The following is an 18,227-nucleotide window of genomic DNA, read 5'->3' as shown; positions in this document are numbered from 1 at the left end:
GCCATCGGGCACGCCGGCGGACAGGGCCGACGATCGCGGCGATAATATCACAAGACCATGAGGATTTGGAGTACCGTTGCAATCGCTTGCTTGGCACTTGGCGCCCAGCCGCAGGCCCCGTTCCTGCCCGTTGCCCAGGAACTCCCCTTCCGCCTCAACAATGCAGCCACTCCAGAGAAACATCAGATCGAAACGGTGCCAGGTGGGGTCGCCCTACTCGACTATGACGGTGATGGGAAACTCGACATTTTCCTGGTGAACGGGGCCCCGCAACCTTCGCTGAAAAAATCAGCACCGCAGTGGTTCAACAGGCTCTACCGAAACCTGGGTAACTTCCGGTTTGAGGACGTAACACTCAAGGCCGGACTCTCCGGCGAAGGTTACGGCATGGGAGCGGCGGCCGGTGATTTCGACAACGACGGCCACACTGACCTTCTGGTCACGAGCGTCGGTTTCAGCCGGCTCTACCGCAACCGCGGTGATGGCACTTTCGAGGACGTCACGGCCAAAGCCGGCATCCCCGCCACAGGCTGGCCGATCTCAGCCGGCTGGCTCGACTACGACAATGACGGGTTTCTCGACCTGTTCATCGTGAATTACTGCCATTGGGACCCCGCCACTGAGCCATTCTGCGGCGATGCCAAGGCAGGCTTCCGCACCTACTGCCACCCCAAAAGCTACCGCGGTTTACCCAACACGCTCCTGCACAACAAGGGCAACGGGACCTTCACCGACGTCTCCGGCAGCTCCGGCATTGGGGCAAGACTCGGCAAGGGCATGGCCGTTGCCTTCGCCGACTACAACGGCGACGGCCGCCTCGACATTGCCGTACTGAACGACACCACGCCGAACCTGCTCTACCGCAACGAGGGGGGCGGACGGTTCACGGAAGTCGGCATGGCCTCGGGCATAGCCATCATGGACGACGGCAAAGTGGTCTCGTCCATGGGTGCCGATTTTCGCGACATCGACAACGACGGCCGTCCCGACCTCTTCCTCACCGCCCTCGCCAATGAGACCTTCCCTTTGTTCCGGAACCTGGGCAACGGCCTCTTCCAGGACGTGACTTACCGCAGCCGGATCGGTGCGGCTACCCTGGCGTTCAGCGGGTGGAGCACGGGGATCTACGACTTCAACAACGATGGCTGGAAGGACATCTTCGTAGCCGCCGGCGATGTGCAGGACAATACGGAGTTGTTCTCCGACCGCGCATCTAAACAGCAGAATCAGCTCCTGCTGAACCGGGGCAATATGACGTTTGATGCTATCGCCTTCGGGTCCGCAGCCCAGCACCGCGGAGCCGCCTTCGGCGACCTGGACGGCGATGGCCGGGTGGATGCCGTTGTCTCCAAACTGAACGGCCCACCGTCGATCCTCAAGAATACGATGGATCCCGCACATCACTGGATTGCCTTCCAACTCACCGGCACGAGTAGCAATCGGGACGCGATCGGAGCGGTGCTGAAGATCGTGGCCGGCGATCGCGCCCAATACAACCACGTCACGACCGCGGTCGGCTATCTCAGTTCCAGCGAGAAGACAGTGCGGTTCGGATTGGGCAAGTCCATCAAGGTGGAATCGGTGGAGATCACGTGGCCAGGCGGGATGAAGCAATCGCTCTCCAACCTGGATTCAGACCGCATCCACGCCATAAAACAGCCCTAGAACGGGGAACGGCGACGCTTTCGCGCCGCCGTTCAGTCTGGCAGTTGCAGGGGGTCTGCCCCAACCAGAAGCTCTTAATCCCGTACTTCGCCGCTGTTTACCAGAAGGCTTTGATACCCAGCTGGATCTGGCGCGGGAAGATATTCTGATTCGTCGCCGTGGACGGGAATATGGTGCCGAAGTTGGCATTGTTCGGGTCCGTGGTGAACGTTTCGCGGCCGAAGTAATTGTGATTGAAGAGATTGAACGCTTCGGCGCGGAACTGGACCCTGAATCGCTCGGTGACATTGGTCATCTTGCTGATGGAGGCATCCAGGGTGAAGGCATGGTGCTTGCGAACCTGACCCGAGCGATTTGGCGCGTACCGCGCCGGGGCAAAGTTCGCCACCTGCAGCCAGGCATAGTTGCTGAAATCGTTGCCGCAGCCCTTCGCCAGCGAGTAGGGTTGCGGAGCGATGGTCCCGTTGTCCTGCTGGCGCAGCACGCAGGGATTCCAGGCGCGAACCTGATTCGCCTTCCAGTCGGTCTTGCCATCCCAGCCCCCGCCCGGAGTGCGCGGATCCTTCAGCTGGATGGTGTTGCCCGGCAGATCAGTCGGCTCGCCGCTGGAGTTGTTGTAGAACGTGGTCGCCTGCCACCCGGAGATCAGCTTCTTCGCCAGCCCTGTGGTGCCGGCGCCGAACTTCTTGCCTTGCCCGAAGGGCATTTCATACACCGCCGTGAACTTAAACCAGTGCGGGCGGTCGTTGAAGTACAGGCCCTGTTGCATGCGGTCGGCATACGGGTCCTGATAACCCCACCGCTCCACCATCTTGCTGAAGGTGTAGTTGGTGTTGATGATCAGGTCGCGGCCCACACGCTGGCTGTAGGTGACCTGGGCCGAGTTGTACCAGATGTTGGAGTCGTTGCGGCCTTGCTGCAGTAGCGTTCCGTCAAACTGGGGGAAGGGCCGCGCCAGGTTAAAGCGGCTGATGGTGTTCGCCGTGTAATAGTTGGTGCCCAGGAATGGGGCCAGTCCTTTGAACGGATTGGCCAACTGCTCGTTGCAGAAGATGGGGCTGCCGCCTTCCTGCAGGTTGCAGGTCTTGCGGAACGCGAGCGAGGGGATATTGTATTCCTTCTCGCCGTTTGCACCGCTCGTCCGGCTGCCCACGTAGGTAAGCTCCAGGGTGGCCGTCTGCCCAACCTGCTGCTGGAACCCGAATGAGAACTGGTGGACCTTGGGCGTCGTAAACGTCGGGTCAAACCAGTTGTTGTTGCGGCCCACAAACGTCAGCGCGCCGAGAGAGGAGCCCGAAGGACGAGTGATGCCGGCGGGATAGGGGTTGCTCAACACGTTCGGGATGGGCGTACGGCCGCCGTCGTTGGAATTGACCAGCGGCGTGAAGGCCGAGAAGCCCGCGAACTGCAGGTAGTTGTTGTTCGGATTGAGGAAGTACAGACCGTAGCCGCCGCGCATCACCAGCTTGTCGTTCAACTGATAGGCCGCGCCGATGCGGGGCTGCCAGTTGGTCCAGACATTCTTTGAGGCGATGGTGGGCTGCCCGCCGACTCCGGCGAAGTTAAAGCCGCCAGAGAGATTGGCCAGGCCGGGGAACTGCGCCAGCGTCTCCGCCGGGAACATCGAGCGCAGCGGGCTGGCGACCTTGGGATCGAACCCGCGATTCATGCGGTTCCACTTCTCGTCCGGAGCCTGGTTGAAATCCCAACGCAAACCGAGGTTCACGGTGAGTTTGCGCGAGACCTTCCAATCGTCCTGCAGGTAGGGCGAAACGTACCACTGCCGGTTGAAGGGGTAGAGCGGGTAGTTCAACGACGAACGATCGGTCGTCCCATTCGTGTTCGGCAGGCCCAGCAGGAAGCTGGCGTACGAGTCACCGGAGACCGCATCGCCCTGGTTCCAAACCTGCTGTGTCCAATCGCGGCGCGAATCCATTTTGAAGATGTCGCCGCTGTTCTGCTGCAGGTAGTGGATGCGGCGGATGTCGATGCCCGCCTTCAACGTGTGGCTGCCGGCAATCTTGGTGATGTTGGCGGCCAGGTTGTAGTTGTTGGTGATGTTGATGCCCTGGCCACGGCCCAGCGCCGAGTAGCCGTCCATCTGCCAGCGTCCGAAGTAGTAAGGACCAGGCAGTTGGCTCACCAGCGACGCGGGAACGCCCAGCTTCGTGATATCGAAGCTCGAATTCGCCTGCCCACGGCCGGTTTCGATGAACCGGCTGTAAGACCCTCTCACATTCAGGATGAGCGTCGGAGTAATGGTGCTCACCCAGTCGGCTACGTAGGCATCGTTGATGCGCTGGAACGGCTGCTGTCCGTCGGTGCCGGGTACGTTGTCGAGCCCATTCACGGCGCGGTCCTCTGTGCGGTCGTTGGAGGCGTGCCGGAAGAACGCGCGGTTCTTGTCGCCGAAATTGAAATCGAACTTCAGGATCAAGTTGTAAAACTTGTCGTGGTTCACGTAGTTCGGCAACAGGTGGTTGTTGGTCGAGTAGGCGAAGCCGGCTCGGGTGGGCGTATTGGGCAGCGGCATGTAGCCGGTAACGGCCTTGGCCACGGGATTGATTCGGTTCGACGGGATGATGTTGCCCGCGAACGGCGTACGCACCGGGTTGCTGTTGGCATCCAGCGTATAGTTCAGGGGATCGTAGATCGTAATGGGGTTGCCCGCGGCGTTCTTCAGCTTGGAGAAGTCGCCATTCCGCATCTCCTGCTCCGGGTATGAGTTCGTGAGCGGATTGGGCGTGTTCTCCCGGTAGTTTTCAAAGCTGCCCAGGTAGAAGAGCTTCGTCTTGGACTGCTTGGTGAGGAGCTTCGGAATATAGACCGGCCCTTCCAACTGGAAGCCATACTGGTCCAGCAGGTGGTCGGCACGCTTCGCTCCCACAGCGTTGCCCTGGAACGTGTTCGCGTCCAGCCACTTGCGGCGTAGGAACTCCCACCCGGTGGCGTGGAAGTCGTTGCCGCCCGACTTCAGGACGACGTTGAACACGCCGCCGCCCGTGTGCCCATACTGCGCGTCGTAGGAGTTCATCTGTACGTTGAACTCCTGTACCGCGTCGACGATGGGGACGTAGGCGATGTTGTTGTTGCCGGCCTGGCCGTTGTTCGGAGCGCCGTCCATCATGAACTCGTTGTTCGACTGGCGGCCGCCATTCACTGACCATTCGGCGATGGCGCCATTGTCGAACGGCCGCTGCCAGATGGCCGCGCCACGGAAGGTCACGCCGGGCATCATCGTGCCCAGCATGAACGGGTTGCGGGCGTTCAGCGGAAGCTCGGAAACCTGCTGCGTATTCACAATGCCGCTGCGCGAAGCTGTTTGCGTCTCCAGCAGTGCGGCTTCGCCCGTCACATTGATCGATTCCGTGACGGCGCCCACCTCGAGAGAGATCTCGACGCCGGCACTCTGCCCGACTTGCAGGGTGATGTGTTCGCGATTGTACTGTTTGAATCCCGCTGCCGTGACCGTCACTTTGTACTCGCCGGGCCGCAGCAGTGGAATCGTGTAGGTACCTGACGAATCCGTTGTCGCGATGTTTGTTTCATTCGTACTCAGATTAGTGGCCTGCACCTTCGCATTCGGTACGGCGCCACCACTAGCATCTAGAACGTGGCCGGAAATGGTTGCTCGAAATTCCTGGGCTAACAGCGCGCAGGCAACCACTTGGAGGCACACAGCTAGCTTGCAGATGTAGTGTCTCAATTGGGACCCCCTGTGATCTTCGTGGACGGAACCGGCGGACAGGGCCAGTTCTCCTGGGCAGCATCCTATCATAGGGAAGCATCGACAGATAGCATCTTTTGATGAATACTTGTTAATTTTGTAAAGTATCGAAGAATCAACAACCTAGCCTATTGCAAGGCCTTGCAGGAGAGCGCTACTGCTGCTCGGGAAGCCCGATTGTAACCGCTGCCAATTCTTCGCTTTCGGCCTCGGAAACGCGTCCCAGGCGGCGGTAAACCTTGGCCAAAAGGAGACGCGTGGCGGCTTTGCGAGGACTCAACCGGACGGCCCCTTGCAGTGCCGCGGCCGCCTCTTCCAACTCCCCCGCCTGGCAGTAAGCCAGGCCCAACTCGTAGCTGGCATCGTGCGATTCCGGCCGTTGCGCCGGCTTCAGGACGTCCACAGCTTCCGCGGCGCGGCCCTGCCGGACCAGAAACTGTCCAAACGCCAGGCGCGCCATCTGCTCCGCTCGATCGTGCCGTGCCACGGCCGACTGGAACCGTTTCTCGGCGGCTTCGTTCCGCCCCAGCGCGTGCAGGCACTGCCCGATCGCCGCCTCGGCCCTGCCCTTCACCGGATCAACGGCCAGCGCCTTCTCCAGTGGCGCCAGGGCTTCCTCGTACTTGTCCGTTCCATACAGATTCCGCCCGTAGTAGTAGCAGGCATCCAACAACCGGGGATCCAGCGCGCACGCCTGCCGGAAGGGCTCAACGGCATCGCGCAACTCGTTCATCGACGCGAAGGCCACACCGAGCGCCTTCCAGTACTGCGCGTTCTTTGGAGCCAGTCGAGCGGACTCTTTCAGGAAAGGAGCTGCCTCGGCCGCGCGGCCCTGTTCGAGCAACGCCACACCTTGCCTGTAAGCCTCATCGGCGGGCGGGACGGCGAGCAGCAGCGCTAAGAGGACCAGTGCCAGAGCTTCGAGTTTACTCTGTCCGCAACGCGTCGGACGGGTCCATGCGGGATGCCCTGATGGCCGGAATCAGGCCACTCGCAATCCCCACGACCATCAGCACGGTGAACGAGATCGCCAGCGTCACGGGGCGGATCGCCAGCACCAGGTCCCCCTTGCCGCTCTTATCCTCGAACAGCGCGCCCAACATCGGCAATGGGGGCAGCGTCCAGACCACCGCGTACGACAGCAGCACGCCGAAGATTCCGCCGCCAATCGTCAGTACCAGCGCCTCGGCCAGGAACTGCAGCGCAATATGGGTCCGTTTCGCGCCCAGGGCCCGGCGCAAGCCGATCTCCCTGGTCCGTTCATTCACCGACACCAACAGGATGTTCATCAACCCGATGCCGCCGATGGTCAGCGTCAGGAAGCCGATGAAGACCAGCAGCACCTGCAACCCGATGGTGAGCCCGTCGATGATCGGCCGCAGGTTGGAGGTGCCGAAGCCGGTAATGGCCCGCTTGTCGGTGGGATTGAATCCCTGCCGTTTGGCGATGGCCGCCCGGAACTGGTCTGTCGCTTTGTCCTCGAACATCGGCGCGATGGGCTGGATCACCGCGTCGCTGACATACCGTGTATTCCACAAATCACCGGCCGTCGAATACGGGATGAAGGCGGAGCGGTCGTCCGGGCCGTAGTAGTTCCCAAACTGCATCTTCTTGTCCATCACGCCGATCACGGTGAACCGCACGCCCTGCACCGTCACCGTTTCGCCGATGGGCGGACGCCCGGCAAACAGCTTGCCGCGCACCCAGTCGCCCAGGAAGATCACCCGCCGCCGTTCCCCAAAGTCGTCCTTGCTGATCCAGCGGCCGTCCAGGGCCACTTCGCTGCGGATCTCGCCGAACTCCGGACAAACGCCGCGCACCGGCACGGTCTGCACCCGGTCCTGGTAGGTCACCGGCACCCGCTTGATGGTTTCCGCGCAGATCATCCGGATCAGCGGCGACTCGGCCTTGGCCGCCTCCAGGTCTGCGAGCTCAAACCGGATCCTCTTCCCGGCGCGCTCGCCGCCCGCGTTCTCACTGGTCTGCCCCGGAAACAGGACCATGGCCGATTTCGAGAAATTCTGGAACGTGCGGACCATCACCTCACGGAAGCCTGAGCCGTAAGAGAGCAGCAAAGTCACGGCTGCGATGCCCCAGACGATGCCCAGCATGGTGAGGAAGCTGCGTGTCGGATTGCGGCGCAGCGCGTCCCAGGCCTGCAGCAGGATCTCTTTCAGCATCCTCTAGCCTCCGGCCTCAAACCGCAGCGCCTCAATCGGATCGATGCTGGCCGCCTTGGTCGCCGGGTAAAGCGCCGAAAGGAAGGCCACCATCCCTAGCAAGGCGACGCAGGCCGCGCCCACCTGCCAGGTGGCCCAGAGGCCGGCAAAGTACGGTGGCATCTGCAGTTTGTTCACGAAGTGGCAGACCATATGCGCAAAGCCCAGGCCAAGACCGCCGCTCAGAAACACGATGAAGAACGTCTCCAGGAAGAACATTGTCAGGATCTCGCGGCGTGTCGCGCCGACGGCTTTGCGGAGGCCGATCTCGCGCGTCCGCTCACGCACCGAGACCAGCATCACGTTCATCGTGCCGATGCCGCCCAGCAGCAGCGTCACCACGCCCATGGCCCCCAGGAAATACTTCATCCCATCGGCCATCGTGGCGAAGGCTCGCGACTGCTCCACCGTGTCCCAGATCGCGGCCGCATCCTTGTCTTCGGGATCGAAATTGTGGATGCGCGCCAACCCGCGCCGCACTTCCGCCACACACGTCTCGTGCACATTCAGCGACCAGGCCTTTACAATCATCTGGTCCATCGTGCCGGGCGGGAAGGGCGGCGGCTGAGGCAAGTCCCTGACCATCGCGCCGTAGGGAATGAAGATCTTGTTGATGTCGCGGCCATCGTAGCTGGAGTCCTGCTCCTTGGTTTTCATCACGCCGATGACCTGGTAGGGGATCCCATTGATCGTCAGGCTCTCGCCCAGTGCCTTGCGGCCTTTGAACAACTGCCTCCGGACGTCGCTGCCGATGAAAGCCACCCGGCGACCCTTGCTGTCGTCCTCCCAGGAGAAGAAGCGTCCTTCATCCACGGTGAGGGCCCGCAGGCGCTGGTAAGGCGGCTGGGAACCGCTGATCAACAGGCTGGCGGAGTTATAGTCGCTACGCACCGCCACATTGCCGCGCGTCAGTTCCGGGATGACGAACTCGCACGATGGAGTCTGCGGAGCCAGCAGCGTGTGATCGTAGATAGTCCACATCACTTTGCGTCCGGCGCGCTCCCCTCCCACCTGGGTAGAGGTGCGGCCCCCGAACACGATGATGATGTCCTCCCCAAACTGGGCGGACACCTGGCGCTGGCCCTCCCGCAGGCCATCGCCCGCGGCCGTCATCAATGTGATGGACACAACACCCCAGAGCAGGCCGAACATCGTCAGGCCTGCCCGGAGCTTGTGCGCCAGAAGCGTTTGAACCGTGTCCCAGATGAGATCGCGGAACGTCATTCGCTACTGGAGGATGACTTTCTGGCCCTGTGTCAGGCCGGAAATCAGTTCGGTCTTGACACCGTTGGAGATGCCCAGCTTAACGGGCAGCTTCCTGCGGCCCTTCTCGGCCGCGATGTCGGGCACTTCCACTGATGCGTTGCGGTCTTTGTCATAAAGCACCGCCGCTTCCGGCACCAGCAACACATTCGGTTTCTCTTCCATGATGATCTCGGCGTTGGCGCTCATGGCGGCTTTCAGCTGATTGCCGGGATTGTGGATGGAAACCTGCACTTCGAACGTCGTGACATTCTCTTTCTCCACCCCCAGCGGCGCGATCTTGTAGACCTTGCCGTCGAACTTCTTGTCGCGGAAGCTCTCCACCACGATGCGGGCCGGCTGGCCCATATAGACTTTGCCGATGTCCGCCTGATCCACTTTCCCGCGCACAAACACGTCGCTGACGTCGCCCAGGGTGAACAGCAGCGTGGCCTGCGAACCCAACACCACAATCGAACTCACCGCATTGCCCACTTCCACGTTGCGCGAAAGCACCAATCCATCGATGGGGCTGGTGATGGTCGAATTCCGCAGATCCTCCTGGACCCGTTCCAGAACGGCCGTTGCCTGCGCCACCTGCGCCTTTGCCCTGGCAATCTCGGCCCGGCTGACGGCCAGCGTACGAAATGCCGAACTCTGCTTGTTCAAGGCCATCTGATACAGCTTCTCGGCGTCTTCCACCACATTCTTGGCGATCAGGCCTTCTTTGTTGAGCTGCCGGGCACGGTCCATGCCGGCCTTGGTGAATGGCACATCCGGCCCTTCCGCCTCGACCTTATTGCGTTCCAGCGACGCCATGGCCGCCTCTTCCGCGGCCTGGGCGGCCTGCAGGTTCGCCTTGGACTCGCGCACCTGGGCTTCCAGCAGTTCCTTGTCGAGTTCAGCCAGCACCTGGCCTTGCCGCACGTTCTCGCCGTAGTCGACAAACAGCTTCTTCACGATGCCGCTGGCCTTTGACTTCACTTCCACCGTGGAACGCGGCTCAATCTTGCCGGTAGCCACCACGCTGCGGGCAATGTTGCCGCGATCGACGCTGGCGAGCTTCGATGGATCGATCTTGTTATCCGGCTTCAAGGCCGCCCGGACCCCCACGCCCGCTCCAGCTAGAACCAATACGATGACAAACGCCCAGATCCAGCGGCGCTTCGACGACTTCTTACCATTGCCTGCCATGATGACTGCTCCCTGCGGTATTCACGAAACGCCCCTGTCTTCGGCGCTTCGTTCAAATCATCCAGACGATTGAATGAGGGCAAATGTTCCGGGAAATGCGTAATAGCCAATCTGACCGCGCAGGAACGGAATGCCAGGAGGCACGGCCGCCGGCAAATCGGTACACTGCATTAAGATCAGGCCCAGGAAATACCATGAGCAGTGCGTCCAACTTTACCCCTCGTCCAGCCACCGTGAGGCTGAGTGCGCTCGACACGCTGCGCGGGCTCATCATGGTCCTGATGGCGCTGGATCACGCCAGCTTCTTCATCAGCCGCGTCCACCCCTTTGAATACTGGAACATGGGCCTGCCGCATTACCAGGACGCCGGCTGGTTCTTCACGCGCTGGATCACTCACCTCTGTGCGCCGGGCTTTTTCTTCCTGATGGGCGCCGGACTCGTCTACTTCCGCGCTTCGCGCCTGGAGGCGGGCTGGAGCGAGACTCGGGTCACTCGCCACCTCATGGGCCGCGGCGCGTTGCTCATTCTGGTCAGCTACGTCTTCGAAATGGTGGTGTGGCTACTGCCTGAGCGCTTCAGTCCGGCCGGCACCAGCATGGCTCCGATCTCTGGCGATCAGATGCCCATCGTCGTGCTGACGGTGCTGGTGACTCTCGGCTTGACGATGCTGCTCAGCGCTCCTTTGCTGGGCCTCAGCCGCCGATCCTGGTTGGCCATGGCGTTTATTGCCATCATGGCCCCCAATTTCCTCATCCCGACACTCCACGGCAATGAGGGCTCCGCCGGTGTCGTGATGCACCTCTTCGTCGTACCCGGCTCCGTTGGCGTCGTCGCTTCCATGTACCCGCTGCTGCCGTGGTTTGGAATCTGCGCGCTCGGCGTCGGGTTTGCCCATCTTCTGCGGAACGACACGAACCGGGCTCTTCGCGCACTGCTTCCCATGGGGCTTGCTTACCTGGTGGGTTTCGCCGGCATCCGCTACGGCGGAGGCTTCGGCAACCTGATGATGCCCACCGGCAACAGCCTGCAGTCGTTTCTCACGGTGATCAAGTATCCGCCCAGCCTAGCCTTCTGCCTGCTCACCCTGGGCATCAACCTCTCTCTTCTCTCTTTGATTTATAGGGCCGGGTCGTGGCTGGATCCGCTGCGCCGGCTGCTGACCGGCTATGGCCAGGCGCCGTTGTTCTTCTATCTGGCGCACCTGTGGCTCTTCTGCCTGCTGCGGCTGGCGATCTTCCGGGACGCCGCCCCGGACCGCTGGGTCCTCTACGCGGTCTGGCTCGGCGGTGTAGCGCTCCTTTTTCCTGCCTGCGGATGGTTCCGCCGCATGAAGGCCGCGCGTCCGCCGGAATCGTTCCTGCGTCTGTTCTAAATCAGTCGTACTTCAGTTCACTGCCGAACAGGCTGTGGGGGATCCCGAAGACCACCAGCGTGACAATCGCCGCGCCCAGCGCCCATGCCCCCGCCTTGGGGTTTCTGCGTGTCTTCAGCCAGGCAATCACCCACGCCAACCAGGCCACCGCCGTCTTGTTGTCCGTCAGGTCGGTGCCGAACGGCCACCCGGTCCAGTAGGCTCCGAACGCATATTTCTGCACCACCGGGCCCAACATCAGCCCGCCGACCGTCAGAAGCCCAATCGAAGCCAAAATCAGGTTGGCGTACTTGGGTTCCGGCCGGAAGAACTCCAGCCCCGCGCGGGTCGAGAGCAGCATCCCCACGAACATACAGAAGATGTGGACCACCAGTACGGCCTGCGGCACCTCGCCTTTGAACCGGATCACCACCGGTTGGCCGTGTAGCGATACCCGCTCCATGTCCTTCTGGAGCACTACCCTGTACATCAACTTGCCCGCCGGAGGCTGGTGCGGCAGGCGCCCCACAAGGTCGCCGGACTGGCGGTTCAACTTGGTGTAGGTCCAGGCATCGTTGGTTTTGAAGCGCTTCCAGCCTAGTGTGCCCTCCACCGCCGGGTCTGCGACGGGTACACGGACTTCGGCGTCGCCGTCCCCCTGGGATCGGGGCAACCGGAACCCGATCTCCGCACCCGCCAGTTTCACCTTGCCCCGGACGGGGTAACTGGGCCCGGTCATCCGCTGGTAGACGGCGGAGGCCACAGTGACGAGAAAGGCAAGAATCCAGAGAGTGGTGGTACGACGCACCGTCTTATTATTTCAGACTGTTCAATCCTTTTTCAGGATCTGTGCGAAATCGTCCTGCACCAGGCGCATGGTCATCCAGTCGTTCAGGTGCTTGGCGCCGAACTTGGCATAGAAATCCTGTGCCAGCCGGTTCCAGTCCAGCACGACCCATTCCATCCGGCCGCAACCCCGCCGGTGCGCCTCAGCCACCATCTCGCGGAACAGGGCGGCGCCGGCTCCCTGCCCCCGGAAGTCTGTCTTGACGAAAATGTCTTCCAGATAGAGGGTGGGCAGCGCCAGAAAACTGGAGTAGGTCTCCAGCACCAGGGCATAGCCGGCGGGTTGCCCATCGACGAAGGCCAGAAAAGCGTCGAGGCGCGGCTTGTCGCCGAAGATGTCCTGCACAAGACGGCCTTGCGCCTCCGGTGTTGGCGGATCCAGTTTCTCGTAATCGGCCAGCGCCCGGATCAGGTCGAGTAGAATCGGCGCCTCGGCGGCGCTCGCACGGCGAACTTCCAGCATCCTATCCAGTCTAGGCCACGCCTTTGGTTTTTTTCGCGCCGCCATGTAACGATTCCGGCGCTGACCGCACGATACGGTACCGGCTGTATGGACGTTCGGATCCGCAAAGTCCTGGCCTGCTCGGAGGCGGCTCACCTGGAGGAGGTGAGCCAATTTCAGACGGGTTTGCCGACTGTGTTCCGATCAAGCAAGCCGGAGGAGGGGCGCAATGCGGCTAGCGTTGCGCCTCTTGTAGTCTCGGATCGTCCAGCCGCAGCCGGTACATCACCTGGTTGTAGTTGTAGCGCGGGGTCTTCTGTTTGGCGTCGCTGAATGAATCGGTGTAAGTCCCCTCCAGATAGATCACTTTCCCGCCCTCCTGGTCGAAGTACGGGTGCGCGACTACGTTGTAGAAGTTGTAGTGCTCGTGCCGGAGGATCTCCACCGCCGGTCCGTACGGCCCCTCTGGAGCCGTGGCTTCGGCGTAAGAAACCACGCCCGTTTTCTCCAGCAGCATGATCCAGCGGCGGCGGTACTCATTCCACACCACACAGGAAATGCGCGTGGCCTTTGGCGGAGGCTGCACCTTGCGCTCTTCCCACTGGGCAGGGTCCTGAATCGCCGCCCAATCCTCCTTCACCCGCAGCCACGGGTATAGGTACCAATACCCGTCGTGCCGGAACGGATGCGCGGAGTAGTGGCTCTTCCTGCACGGCATCTGGACCCAGGATTCGAACTGCGCCTTCGCATCGTCGAACAAAGCCACGCCGCACTCGTCTGGAGGCTTCAATCCATCCTGGCGAGTATAGGTTGCCAGCAGCCGTTCGCGGCCCGCCGGGTCCTTCACCGTGATCAATCCCTCGATCCACACCAACCCCGGCCGCGGCAATCGCAGCATGCCTTTCGACCGTCCCTTACCCTCCACAAAATAGTGGAGATCCACACCGGTTCCGGGATCCAGTCCGCCCCGTCCGGGCAATTCGCTGGTGGCGCCGGACACGCTGAAGTTCCAGAAGTCCGGCCCGATGGTGTCGCCCCAGATCCAGAAGAGCTTGCCCTGGTAGAGCGCCGTTGTAGCCGTGTCCTGCCCCAGCACTTGGCCATTCAGCAGCGGTGCCCGAATCGGAGCCTTCTGCCCGAGCAGGACTGTGTCGCGGTAGATGCCTTCTCCGGTCACCCGATACAACCGCTCAGCAAGCATCTTCCGTCGAATCTTCACCGTGGCCCGCCCGCCGGGACTCAGCCGCAGCAGCAACCCCCGGCCGAAGACCAATTTGTCCGGATACTCATAGCCGTCGCTGGTCACCTCGACGAACACCTCGCGGCCCATGAGTGACGGCTCATTCAGCGCGGCCCAGCCGTTGGAATCCGTGAAATACTTCACGTCGTTTTGCAGTTTCAACTCGACCAGTGGCACGCCCCGGCCGGTCTGGTCGTCCACCACCTGCACCCCGAAGTATGGCGATGCCGCGGCCAGCCTCGCCAGAGCCACAAACGCGACCACCCCCCTCACTCGGCCGCCCGCAGCCATAGTTCATAGCAGATCGCCTCCGCCGGATTCGCCTGGGAATAGGGCGGAATCACCTGGAATCCCAGTGCCCTGTATAGGGATTGGGCAGCCTCCATGGAAGGCAGCGTATCCAACCGCAGAGCCGAGTACCCCCGCGAACGGGCCGCCTCAATCAACCACTCCGCCATCGCCCGGCCCGCCTTCAGACCCCGGAAGAACGGCCGCACATACAATCTCTTCATCTCCGCCGAGCCGCCGCCCAACGGACGCATGGCGCCGCAACCAACCGCTGAGCCTTCGTGAACCGCCAGTACCACTGCCTCATACGCGGTCTCCAGCGAGGACAACTCCTCCTCAAACCCCACCACGCACACCGACACTCCGGGCGTTTGGGCGTACTCGCGGAACAACTCGCGGGCGATCTCGAAGTCGGCCGCTGTCTCTGCAACGTGAAGGTCCATATTTCCGTTATGTTACGCTGGAATTTCCCCTCGCAATGTCAGACCCAAGCAATCCATCCGCTGGTGAGAAATTCCAGCGATTGGTTGAGATCATGGCCCGCCTCCGCGCTCCCGACGGATGCCCGTGGGATCGTGAACAAAATTACGATTCCATCAAGCCGTACACCCTCGAAGAAACCTACGAAGTGATGGACGCCATCGACCGGCGCGACTTCCCCGGTTTGGCTGAGGAATTGGGCGATCTCACCCTGCAGGTCGTCTTCTATGCCCAGATGGCCGCCGAGGAAGGGCTGTTCCACATCGGGGACTCGCTCGACGCCATTAACGAGAAGCTGATCCGCCGCCACCCCCACGTTTTCGGCGCCGGCGACGCCAAAACCTCCGAACAGGTGCTGCGCCGCTGGGACGAGATCAAGCAGCAGGAAAAGAAGGACAAAGGCGAGAAGCCCAAGGGGATGCTGGACAACGTGCTGAAGGCCCAGCCGGCATTGACCGAGGCTGCCCAGATCTCGCGCAAAGCCGCCGGCGCCGGTTTCGATTGGCCCGACATCGACCAGGTGCTGGACAAGGTTCGCGAAGAACTCGACGAACTGGCCGAGGCGCGCAGCCGCGAGAACATCCACGACGTGGAGGGCGAGCTGGGCGATCTGCTCTTCACCATCGTGAACGTGGCCCGCTTTCTGAAAGTCGATCCGGAGCAGGCCCTGCGCCGCACCAACACCAAGTTCCGCCAACGGTTCGCCCACGTCGAGCAACAACTGGCGGCGCGCGGCCGCGATTTTTCGCAATCGAATCTCGAGGAGATGGAAGCACTGTGGCAGGAAGCCAAGACAAACGGCCCATCGAACTCCGCCACCTGACCGCTTTGCCCGACCTGGGCGAGGCCGTCCGGCTGCAGAAGGAGATCTGGGGCTTTGAAGATATTGAGCTGTTACCCCAGCGCCTGTTCGTGGTCGCCACCAAAGTGGGCGGGCAGGTGATAGGAGCCTTTGACGACGACCGCATGATCGCTTTCCTCCTGGCGATTCCCGGCCTGAAGCGCGGCGACAGCACCTATCTGCACAGCCACATGATGGGCGTGCTCGAGCCCTACCGGAATCTCGGCGTCGGCCGCATGCTGAAGCTGAAGCAGCGGGAAGAGGCCCAGGCGCGCGGCATCGGGTTGGTCGAGTGGACCTTTGATCCGCTCGAGATTAAGAACGCTTACTTCAACATGGAGCGCCTCGGCGCCGTCGTGCGCCGTTTCGTCCTCAATCAGTACGGCACCACCACCTCGCACCTCCACGGCGGACTGCCCACTGACCGCTGCGTGGCCGAGTGGTACATCGACAGCGATCGCGTGAACCGCATCGTCACCGGCCAGCCCTACGAAAAGCCGCCCGTGCTCGAGCGCATCCCCGTGCCGTCCGACATCGCCCAGATTCGCGCCACTGACCCACGCCGCGCGCGCGAGATCCAGGCCGGCGTCAGCGAACATTTCCTGGAGTACTTCAATCGCGGCCTGGCCGTCATCGGATTCGAAAGAACGCCGGAATTCGGCACATACCTTTTAGGACCATGGGATTCAAAATAGAGCACGTCCGTCTTCACTGGATCGAAATGCCGCTGGTGCATTTCTTCGAGACCAGCTTTGGCCGCACCTATTCGCGGCAGATGATTCTGGTGGAGGTCTCCTGCGGTGGCGTCTCCGGCTGGGGCGAGGTCACCTGCGGCGAACACCCCTACTACAACGAGGAATGGACCGAAGGTGCGTGGGAACTCCTCAACGCCTACATCGTGCCGGCAGTGCTTGGCAAGAGCTTCAATTCGGCCTCTGAAGTAGGCCAGTGCACGGCCGGGATGAAGGGCCACCGCATGACGCGCGGCGGTCTCGAAGCCGCCTGCTGGGACCTGGAAGCCCGCCTGGCCGGCATCCCCCTTTGGAAACTGATCGGCGGCGGCGCACGCCCCGAGATTCCCTGCGGCGTCTCCATCGGCATTCAGGATTCGGTCGCGCAGCTGCTCGGCAAGATCCACACCGAAGTGGACGCCGGTTACCAGCGCATCAAGATGAAGATCAAGCCCGGTTGGGACGTCGAGGTCATCCGCGAGGTCCGCCGCGAGTTCCCCTCCATCCTGCTGATGGCCGACGCCAACTCCGCCTACACGCTGTCCGATATCGACCACCTGAAGAAGCTGGACGAGTTCAACCTCATGATGATCGAGCAGCCCCTGTCGCATGACGAGATCATCGACCACGCCCAACTGCAGGCTGCGCTCGACACCCCCATCTGCCTGGATGAGTGCATCCGCACCGCGCACCACGCGGAACAGGCCCTTCGCCTGAAGGCCGGCCGCATCATCAACATCAAACTCGGCCGCGTGGGCGGCTTCGCCGAAGCGATCAAGGTCCACGACATCTGCCAGCGTCATGGCATTCCCGTCTGGTGCGGTGGCATGCTGGAAAGCGGCATCGGCCGCGCCCACAACATCGCCTTGGCCACCCTGCCGAACTTCGTCCTGCCCGGCGACGTCTCAGCCAGCCGCCGCTACTGGAAGCGCGACATCATCGATCCCTGGGTGGAAGTCACCCCCCGCGGCACCATCGTCACCGGCGACGCGCCGGGCTTCGGCTATCCACTCGACCTCGATTTCCTGGAGAGCGTGCGTACGCGGCACGAGAGTCACTCCGCCCAGTGAACACCTCCCGCCGGCGGCTCTACGGCCTGGTCTCGTTGATGACCCTGGTGTGGAGCCTGAACTACATCGTGGCCAAGTACGCCCTGCGCGCTTTTCCGCCCCTTGTGATTGGCCCGCTGCGCGCCGTCACCGCGGCCGTCCTGCTGGTCCCCATCCTGTTGTGGATGAAGCGCCGCCAAACTAAGCCCAGCGAACCGTGGGTCTTCAAAGAGGTCGCCTCCCTCTGCGTCCTGGGCATCTTCGGCATCACCCTGAACCAGGTGCTCTTCGTGGTCGGCATGAACCGCACCAGCGTCGCGCATGCCGCCCTCATGATCGCCACCACCCCCCTGCAGGTGATGCTGATGGCCGCCTTCCGGGGGCAGGAACGCATCAGTATGTATAAGCTGGCAGGCATGGGCACCGCTATCGGCGGCATCGCCGTGTTGAATCTCGCGCCCGGCCGCACCGCCCAGGGCGCCTCCTTCTTCGGCGACGCCTTCGTCTTCCTGGCCGCCTTCTCCTTCGCGTTCTACACCGTTTTCGGCAAGGAACTCGCCCGCCGCCACGACAGCATGACGGTGAACGCCTTCGGCTACAGCGCCGGAGCCCTGGCCGGCGCTCCCCTGCTGCTCTGGCAATCGGTGGATTTCAAGTACACCGAGGTTCCCTGGTCCGGCTGGTGGGCCCTCGCCTACATGGCCCTGCTCTCCTCCATCGCCTGCTACCTCATCTATTCCTACGCCCTGAACCACCTGCCAGCCTCCCGCGTCGCCGCGTTCTCCTACATCCAGCCCGTGGTGGCCGCCCTGGCCGGACTGCTCATCCTGCGCGAACCCATCACGCCCGGCGTCGCCACCGGCGGCCTGCTGGTCCTCAGCGGCGTGTGGCTCACCGGGAAGAGGTAACGC

At 62.2% G+C, this 18,227-nt stretch carries 15 protein-coding genes; 6 read left to right on the top strand and 9 right to left on the bottom strand.

Translation table 11 applies throughout. The features are described 5' to 3' along the window. Positions 1-90 precede the first annotated feature (90 nt). Positions 91-1,665, top strand: coding sequence for a CRTAC1 family protein (locus IRI77_RS32810; protein WP_228486446.1), 1,575 nt, complete (start codon positions 91-93; stop codon positions 1,663-1,665). A 97-nt stretch (positions 1,666-1,762) separates the two neighbouring features. Here IRI77_RS32810 and IRI77_RS32805 read toward each other — a convergent pair whose 3' ends face one another. The 5 genes from IRI77_RS32805 to IRI77_RS32785 form a co-directional block, all read right to left on the bottom strand. After that, positions 1,763-5,443, bottom strand: coding sequence for an outer membrane beta-barrel protein (locus IRI77_RS32805; protein ID WP_228486445.1), 3,681 nt, complete (start codon positions 5,441-5,443; stop codon positions 1,763-1,765). 103 nt (positions 5,444-5,546) lie between these two features. Then, positions 5,547-6,284: a tetratricopeptide repeat protein gene (locus IRI77_RS32800; protein ID WP_407674127.1), complete on the bottom strand. Its 738-nt coding sequence runs from the start codon at positions 6,282-6,284 to the stop codon at positions 5,547-5,549. Positions 6,285-6,318: 34 nt separating this feature from the next. After that, the gene (locus tag IRI77_RS32795; RefSeq protein ID WP_194449150.1) at positions 6,319-7,572 is read right to left on the bottom strand and encodes an ABC transporter permease; all 1,254 of its coding nucleotides are present in this window, start codon (positions 7,570-7,572) and stop codon (positions 6,319-6,321) included. Positions 7,573-7,575: 3 nt separating this feature from the next. Next, on the bottom strand, positions 7,576-8,835 hold the full coding sequence (locus IRI77_RS32790) for an ABC transporter permease (RefSeq protein ID WP_194449149.1): 1,260 nt from the start codon (positions 8,833-8,835) through the stop codon (positions 7,576-7,578). 3 nt (positions 8,836-8,838) lie between these two features. After that, entirely contained in the window at positions 8,839-10,047 is a 1,209-nt protein-coding gene (locus IRI77_RS32785; protein WP_194449148.1) for an efflux RND transporter periplasmic adaptor subunit, read from the bottom strand. Between the two features lie 194 nt (positions 10,048-10,241). Between IRI77_RS32785 and IRI77_RS32780 the strand changes: the two genes are divergently transcribed. Next, the gene (locus IRI77_RS32780; RefSeq protein WP_194449147.1) at positions 10,242-11,420 is read left to right on the top strand and encodes a DUF1624 domain-containing protein; all 1,179 of its coding nucleotides are present in this window, start codon (positions 10,242-10,244) and stop codon (positions 11,418-11,420) included. Between the two features lies 1 nt (position 11,421). Here the strand turns inward: IRI77_RS32780 and IRI77_RS32775 are convergent, their stop codons facing one another. From IRI77_RS32775 to IRI77_RS32760, 4 genes are all read right to left on the bottom strand, one after another. After that, positions 11,422-12,207, bottom strand: coding sequence for a hypothetical protein (locus tag IRI77_RS32775; RefSeq protein ID WP_194449146.1), 786 nt, complete (start codon positions 12,205-12,207; stop codon positions 11,422-11,424). Between the two features lie 21 nt (positions 12,208-12,228). Beyond that, positions 12,229-12,708 (bottom strand): GNAT family N-acetyltransferase, encoded by a 480-nt coding sequence (locus IRI77_RS32770; protein ID WP_323745266.1) that lies wholly within the window; start codon positions 12,706-12,708, stop codon positions 12,229-12,231. A gap of 214 nt (positions 12,709-12,922) precedes the next feature. After that, positions 12,923-14,179, bottom strand: a complete 1,257-nt coding sequence (locus IRI77_RS32765; RefSeq protein WP_194449144.1) for a hypothetical protein — start codon at positions 14,177-14,179, stop codon at positions 12,923-12,925. A 17-nt stretch (positions 14,180-14,196) separates the two neighbouring features. Then, complete coding sequence (locus IRI77_RS32760; protein ID WP_194449143.1) at positions 14,197-14,658, bottom strand: GNAT family N-acetyltransferase; 462 nt, start codon at positions 14,656-14,658, stop codon at positions 14,197-14,199. Positions 14,659-14,750: 92 nt separating this feature from the next. Here IRI77_RS32760 and mazG point away from each other — a divergent pair, with 92 nt between their 5' ends. The 4 genes from mazG to IRI77_RS32740 are packed head-to-tail and all read left to right on the top strand — an operon-like array spanning position 14,751 to position 18,224. Then, complete coding sequence (gene mazG, locus IRI77_RS32755; protein ID WP_267239358.1) at positions 14,751-15,518, top strand: nucleoside triphosphate pyrophosphohydrolase; 768 nt, start codon at positions 14,751-14,753, stop codon at positions 15,516-15,518. Then, a complete protein-coding gene (locus tag IRI77_RS32750) occupies positions 15,473-16,231 on the top strand; it encodes a GNAT family N-acetyltransferase (protein ID WP_228486444.1) in 759 nt (252 codons plus the stop codon). Before mazG ends, IRI77_RS32750 begins: the two co-directional genes overlap by 46 nt. Next, positions 16,216-17,337, top strand: a complete 1,122-nt coding sequence (menC, locus tag IRI77_RS32745) for an o-succinylbenzoate synthase (RefSeq protein WP_194449141.1) — start codon at positions 16,216-16,218, stop codon at positions 17,335-17,337. Before IRI77_RS32750 ends, menC begins: the two co-directional genes overlap by 16 nt. Beyond that, a complete protein-coding gene (locus IRI77_RS32740) occupies positions 17,334-18,224 on the top strand; it encodes a DMT family transporter (RefSeq protein ID WP_194449140.1) in 891 nt (296 codons plus the stop codon). The genes menC and IRI77_RS32740 overlap by 4 nt, the downstream gene beginning before the upstream one ends. Positions 18,225-18,227: the final 3 nt, after the last annotated feature.

The sequence above is a fragment of the Paludibaculum fermentans genome (assembly GCF_015277775.1).
Classification (GTDB): Bacteria; Acidobacteriota; Terriglobia; order Bryobacterales; family Bryobacteraceae; genus Paludibaculum; species Paludibaculum fermentans.
This window is presented reverse-complemented; position numbering and strand designations above follow the sequence as displayed.

Excerpts from the sequence above, each read along its gene's own strand:
- IRI77_RS32795 (WP_194449150.1), bottom strand. The coding sequence starts at position 7,572 with ATGCTGAAAGAGATCCTGCTGCAGGCCTGGGACGCGCTGCGCCGCAAT.
- mazG (WP_267239358.1), top strand. The coding sequence starts at position 14,751 with ATGGCCCGCCTCCGCGCTCCCGACGGATGCCCGTGGGATCGTGAACAA.
- IRI77_RS32805 (WP_228486445.1), bottom strand. The coding sequence starts at position 5,443 with ATGATAGGATGCTGCCCAGGAGAACTGGCCCTGTCCGCCGGTTCCGTC.
- IRI77_RS32780 (WP_194449147.1), top strand. The coding sequence starts at position 10,242 with ATGAGCAGTGCGTCCAACTTTACCCCTCGTCCAGCCACCGTGAGGCTG.
- IRI77_RS32790 (WP_194449149.1), bottom strand. The coding sequence starts at position 8,835 with ATGACGTTCCGCGATCTCATCTGGGACACGGTTCAAACGCTTCTGGCG.
- IRI77_RS32770 (WP_323745266.1), bottom strand. The coding sequence starts at position 12,708 with ATGCTGGAAGTTCGCCGTGCGAGCGCCGCCGAGGCGCCGATTCTACTC.
- menC (WP_194449141.1), top strand. The coding sequence starts at position 16,216 with ATGGGATTCAAAATAGAGCACGTCCGTCTTCACTGGATCGAAATGCCG.
- IRI77_RS32785 (WP_194449148.1), bottom strand. The coding sequence starts at position 10,047 with ATGGCAGGCAATGGTAAGAAGTCGTCGAAGCGCCGCTGGATCTGGGCG.
- IRI77_RS32760 (WP_194449143.1), bottom strand. The coding sequence starts at position 14,658 with ATGGACCTTCACGTTGCAGAGACAGCGGCCGACTTCGAGATCGCCCGC.